Raw genomic sequence first — 4,309 nt, forward strand, 5'->3', positions numbered from 1 at the left:
ACTATTTCAGTGACCTTAAAATTGTTTAACTGCTAACGACAGAGCGGGGAACTAGCTTCGCATTCCCAGGTGTCGTGACTAAAATAACGTAGTACGCAGGGTACTTAGTCTGGTCAGAATGGCTTGTTAGATTTCTCTTTCAAGCCTCATGCCTTTAGGCTGAGGTTTCTGACAATTCGTTCAGCTTTCTCCTGTTCAAGGGTTGACGGTTTAATCGCTTTCGGTATTGAGACATCTGCTTGGTTTCAGGATCGATACGGCTCTACCATTTCGGTGCAACCGTCCCCAAACCGGGGAGTTTCCCTCGATACCGATCGCGTATAGTCTCTTGATTAAACGCTTTTGTTAAAGTTTCGGTCAGTTTTTAGATTAGAACGTTTCGGGTTTCCTGAGTGTCTTTGTTAAGAAGTATGTAGGAGCGGCTGGTCAACCATCGGATCGCGGATAGTCCCAAGGACAATCAATATCGAACATGAAGGCTCAAAAGGACACCTTCATGTTTAATCATGTTCAAATTGAAAATCGTTGGTTACAGGTCTCCTTTGTTGAGTGCCAACAAAAAGATCACTGCGGGACCTGAAATCAAAATTAAGCCGACAAACAGAAGTTGAAAAATAACTTCAAAGTTAACACTTGCGAAGATGTTGGTTACGTTTGTCAAGATGTCTGTCAAGATGTCCATATTTTTTTATGCTGTTGGCCAACCAAATGTGAGAAAAGAAACCAAAAATTTACTGTACATCATAACCGGAAGGCGGTCTGTATTTTAACATAAGACGGGCGACCCTTGATTTTAATCAAGGGCTAACCCTCACTCTCTATTTTTGGGTTTGCTGTTAACCTAGTTGGTTTGATAGAGGAGTTGGTTTAATATTTGTTGTCCATTGGGGCTAAAAACTTGCACCCGAATAGTTCCAGGATCGTTGGGCTGCCAAGCAACTTGATAGCGATAGCCTCCATTATTCCACGTCATTGTGCGGCGATTGCTATTTCCTCCAAAAGTTGCTCCGCTTAATGTAATCGAATCCCCTGTATTTTTGTTATTTCCTTCGTAAAAGTAGGCATTGTTAAAATAACTAATTCTTACCAACCATGTACCGTTAACGAATGTACCAACTGGCGCAGAAACTTGAGCGATCGCGTTAGGGGCAATAGCTGTGCTGGCGATCGCGGGAACTGATAAACCTAGGATAGAAGCGAGAAGAAATGCTTTAACGTTCATTTTACTTGACATAAATCGCAATTAATATATTTCTAACATAGCAATTGTTTTGAGGAAGTGACAAGCTCTTTGTGAATTAATTTATCCTTGAGTTTTGGGCGATCGCATCAAAAACCTCTGATATGCCCTATCTAAAAAACCCTTTCCGAAAAGAAAGGGCTTTTTAACTCGAATGAGTTTGGGCTGATTTAATGTCGCTGATTTAATTTCAATGATTTTAACGATTTTGAGGAAAATCGTGGGTTACAGATCCCCTTTGTTGAGTGCCAACAAAAAGATCACTGCGGGACCTGAAATCAAAATTAAGCCAACAAACAGAAGTTGAAAAATAACTTCAAAGTTAACACTTGCGAAAATGCTGGTTACGCTTGTTAAAATGCCTGTCAAGATGTCCATATTTTTTATGCTGTTGTCCAAGCCAATGTGAGAAAAGAAACCAAAAATTCACTGTACATCATAACCGGAAGAGGTGCCATTTTCATAAAACATACAAAACTAAACAATTCGCTGTAGGTGGTGGTATGAGGTGTATAATTGGGAGTTCGGGATATTAGCAGTACAAACAAGGGAATACGGAAATATGAAGGTTTGGCGTTGCGTAAAACAGTGCGGTGCTTGCTGTCATCTCGATCCCACCGATCGCCCTGAACTTGAAGAATATCTTTCTGCCGCAGAATTCGATCGCTACATGAGTATGGTAGGAGAAGATGGCTGGTGCATTAATTTCGATCGCCAGACGCGAGAATGTAGCATTTATGAGCAACGTCCTCGCTTTTGTCGCGTGCAATCGGATGTTTTTACGGAAATGTACGCGGTTTCTCCCCAAGATTTTAATGATTTTGCCATAGATTGTTGTCACCAGCAAATTACTGGAGTTTATGGCGATCTCAGCCCGGAAATGTCTCGCTACAATGAAGGGATAACAAGCAGCGAGTCAGGTTAATGAAACTGAATATCGAGCATAATTGGTCGCCAACGGAAACCCATCTCTACATTTCCATCGGTCATAAAATTAGCTTACCCACGGTGATCGATTATGTCCTGCGTTGCGCCCCTCGTTATCGTCTCCCCGAAACAACGCGCCTCGCCGATCGCCTCGCTTCTTAACAGGTAAATGCTTTAAACATCCCCAACAATCCATTCTGAAGCTCGATCGCCCAAATCCAGAGGAATACTAACAGCCTTACCCAAACGCGGTCGTTCTGTCGTTTTAGCAAGGTAATCTTGAACCTGAGACTCTCCCTCCCAAGCATCGAGATATGTCGCCACTCCCTGTAAATGCTGCAAATACTCCATCTCAGTAAGGGGAAAAGACTGTTGTTCCAAATATTTCCACATTACCTGTAGGTAAATTGTTCCCTTAGTTTGTCGCAAGCGTACATCATAAGAACGTCCCCATTTTTTCAGTAATAATTCTCTGAGTTCCTCTCCCGTCATAATTCTCCCAATTTTTTTCTTAATCCTGAGAACGATTGCGCGGTTTCAAATGATGTAAGATATTGCAGATTGTTACGCATTGCTCTGTAGAAGAATAACCCAAGAATTGGAGGATTGAAGTTTGACTACTCGTGTTATTATCGTGCGTCACGGACAAAGTTCCTATAACGCTCAACAAAAAATCCAAGGCCGTTGCGATGAATCAGTTCTCACGGAACAGGGACAAACTGAGGCTAAAAAAGTTGGCATGGCATTGCAAGGCGTAACATTCGACGCATTTTATCACAGTCCCTTGCAGCGAGCGACTCAAACTGCCTCTATTATTCAGCAATATTTGGCTAATTCTCTGACTCCTGAAGCCAAAGAAGAACTGAGGGAAGTCGATCTCCCACTTTGGGAAAAACTAAGTAAACAAGAGGTTGTCGAAAAGTTTCCCGCAGATTATCGCTGTTGGAAAGAACGTCCCCATGAATTTAAAATGCTGGTATCTGAACCAGCAGGAGAAAAAGAGCATTTTCCAGTCCTTTCTCTTTACGAACAGGCTCAATTATTTTGGCAAGAAGCGATCGCCAAACATCAAGGACAAACAATTCTCATTGTTGCTCATAATGGCATTAATCGCTGTTTGATTATGAGCGCGATCGGTATTCCTCCCGAACGCTATCACACGATACAACAATCTAATTGCTGTATTAATGTTTTAAATTTTAGCGGCGGTTTAGCAGATCCAGTACAGTTAGAATCCCTCAATCAAGTTTCCCACATGGGGATCGTGCTGCCTCCCCCTCGCCCTCCCAAACCCCCTGCTGTGCGTTTATTATTGGTTCGTCATGGAGAAACTGAGTGGAATCGTATGTCTCGCTTCCAAGGAATGATGGATATCCCCCTCAATGAGACGGGGAAAGAACAAGCACGAAAAGCGGCTCAATATCTCAAAGATGTTCAGATTGATTTTGCGGTTACTAGCTCTTTATTGCGCCCCAAGGAAACAGCAGAGATTATTCTTGAATATCATCAGAGTGTTCCTTTGGCATTAGAAGACCAATTTAAAGAAATTAGTCACGGTCTTTGGGAAGGAAAATTAGAATCTGAAATTGAGGCCGAATTTGGGGAATTATTACAACAGTGGAAAGATGCTCCAGAAACTGTACAAATGCCCGAAGGAGAAAATTTGCAACAAGTTTGGGATCGCGCGATCGCGGCATGGAATAAAATTGTGCAAACCCATTCTAATCCTGATGAACCCAAGGTCATATTAGTTTCTGCCCATGATGCCATTAACAAAGTTATTATCTGCTATTTGTTAGGGTTAGAACCCAACAGTTTCTGGAATATCAAACAGGGAAATTGTGCAGTCAGTGTTATTGATTATCCCCAAGGTGCAGAAGGTTTACCTGTTTTGCAAACGGTCAATTTAACGACTTATTTGGGGTCGGGTATTTTAGATCGAACTGCAGCCGGAGCATTGTAAAACAAGATGATGGAGTTGTAAAAATAACTTCAGAGCCTTTAAAATTGTCCGTACTATGACTTCTAAGGAGCTAACAAGATCGTGTTTGAACGCTCCCCAACCAAATCAAAGATTATGGTTGGGGATTCTTTCAGCTACGAGAGACCTCGTAGCGTTCCCAGAACAACTGGCGTTCTCAG

6 protein-coding genes and 1 pseudogene are annotated in these 4,309 nt (G+C 42.1%); 3 read left to right on the forward strand and 4 right to left on the reverse strand.

Going from position 1 to position 4,309, the window contains the following annotated elements:
* Positions 1-529 precede the first annotated feature (529 nt).
* From JUI58_RS04945 to JUI58_RS04955, 3 genes are all read right to left on the reverse strand, one after another.
* Positions 530-661 (reverse strand): photosystem II reaction center protein Ycf12, encoded by a 132-nt coding sequence (locus JUI58_RS04945; protein ID WP_348539838.1) that lies wholly within the window; start codon positions 659-661, stop codon positions 530-532.
* Between the two features lie 180 nt (positions 662-841).
* The gene (locus JUI58_RS04950; RefSeq protein WP_204102641.1) at positions 842-1,222 is read right to left on the reverse strand and encodes a hypothetical protein; all 381 of its coding nucleotides are present in this window, start codon (positions 1,220-1,222) and stop codon (positions 842-844) included.
* A gap of 243 nt (positions 1,223-1,465) precedes the next feature.
* On the reverse strand, positions 1,466-1,618 hold the full coding sequence (locus tag JUI58_RS04955; protein WP_204102642.1) for a photosystem II reaction center protein Ycf12: 153 nt from the start codon (positions 1,616-1,618) through the stop codon (positions 1,466-1,468).
* 184 nt (positions 1,619-1,802) lie between these two features.
* On the opposite strand from JUI58_RS04955, the gene JUI58_RS04960 reads away from it, so the two are divergent.
* Together JUI58_RS04960 and JUI58_RS04965 are read left to right on the forward strand one after the other, a co-directional pair.
* The gene (locus JUI58_RS04960) at positions 1,803-2,165 is read left to right on the forward strand and encodes a YkgJ family cysteine cluster protein (RefSeq protein WP_204102643.1); all 363 of its coding nucleotides are present in this window, start codon (positions 1,803-1,805) and stop codon (positions 2,163-2,165) included.
* A gap of 44 nt (positions 2,166-2,209) precedes the next feature.
* Positions 2,210-2,329 (forward strand): annotated as a pseudogene (locus JUI58_RS04965) (endonuclease V); the annotation flags it as partial.
* Positions 2,330-2,341: 12 nt separating this feature from the next.
* Here the strand turns inward: JUI58_RS04965 and JUI58_RS04970 are convergent.
* Positions 2,342-2,659: a DUF3067 family protein gene (locus tag JUI58_RS04970; protein ID WP_204102645.1), complete on the reverse strand. Its 318-nt coding sequence runs from the start codon at positions 2,657-2,659 to the stop codon at positions 2,342-2,344.
* A gap of 121 nt (positions 2,660-2,780) precedes the next feature.
* Between JUI58_RS04970 and JUI58_RS04975 the strand changes: the two genes are divergently transcribed.
* Positions 2,781-4,130: a histidine phosphatase family protein gene (locus tag JUI58_RS04975; RefSeq protein WP_204102646.1), complete on the forward strand. Its 1,350-nt coding sequence runs from the start codon at positions 2,781-2,783 to the stop codon at positions 4,128-4,130.
* Positions 4,131-4,309: the final 179 nt, after the last annotated feature.

The sequence above is a fragment of the Spirulina sp. CCY15215 genome (genome assembly GCF_016888125.1).
Classification (GTDB): domain Bacteria; phylum Cyanobacteriota; class Cyanobacteriia; order Cyanobacteriales; family Spirulinaceae; genus CCY15215.

Excerpts from the sequence above, each read along its gene's own strand:
- JUI58_RS04955 (WP_204102642.1), bottom strand. The coding sequence starts at position 1,618 with ATGGACATCTTGACAGGCATTTTAACAAGCGTAACCAGCATTTTCGCA.
- JUI58_RS04950 (WP_204102641.1), bottom strand. The coding sequence starts at position 1,222 with ATGAACGTTAAAGCATTTCTTCTCGCTTCTATCCTAGGTTTATCAGTT.
- JUI58_RS04970 (WP_204102645.1), bottom strand. The coding sequence starts at position 2,659 with ATGACGGGAGAGGAACTCAGAGAATTATTACTGAAAAAATGGGGACGT.
- JUI58_RS04960 (WP_204102643.1), top strand. The coding sequence starts at position 1,803 with ATGAAGGTTTGGCGTTGCGTAAAACAGTGCGGTGCTTGCTGTCATCTC.